The sequence below is a fragment of the Enterococcus malodoratus genome (assembly GCF_027659535.1).
Taxonomy (GTDB): Bacteria; Bacillota; Bacilli; order Lactobacillales; family Enterococcaceae; genus Enterococcus_A; species Enterococcus_A malodoratus.
In genome coordinates this window covers 1-386 of the sequence record NZ_JAQDPG010000017.1, presented here as the reverse complement: position 1 = coordinate 386, position 386 = coordinate 1, and the positions used below count along the sequence as shown (strand labels likewise).

1 protein-coding gene is annotated in these 386 nt (G+C 41.2%); it reads left to right on the top strand.

All coding sequences use genetic code 11. The annotated features are described in order from the left end of the window. Window positions 1–386, top strand: a 386-nt coding sequence (gene ssb / locus PGP85_RS20050; RefSeq protein ID WP_270329025.1) for a single-stranded DNA-binding protein, incomplete at both ends; no start/stop codon positions are given.

Sequence of the window (386 nt, the reverse complement as noted above, 5' to 3'; positions counted from 1 at the left end):
CAACAATGTAGTTTTGGTCGGGCGATTGACAAAAGATCCTGACCTTAGATATACAGCGAATGGAACAGGAGTAGCAACATTCACTTTAGCAGTAAACAGAAATTTCACAAATCAAGATGGAAATCGAGAGGCCGACTTCATCAATTGTGTGATTTGGCGCAAGTCTGCTGAGACACTAGCGAACTATGCTCGAAAAGGAACGCTGTTAGGTGTGATTGGCCGTATTCAAACAAGAAGCTATGAAAATCAGCAAGGACAACGTGTCTATGTAACAGAAGTAGTTGCTGAGAACTTCAAATTGTTGGAATCTCGTAGTACTAACGAACAGCGACAAAACGATGATACTCGTCAGAAAACTAATGACAATAGTTCGGATTCTGATCCGT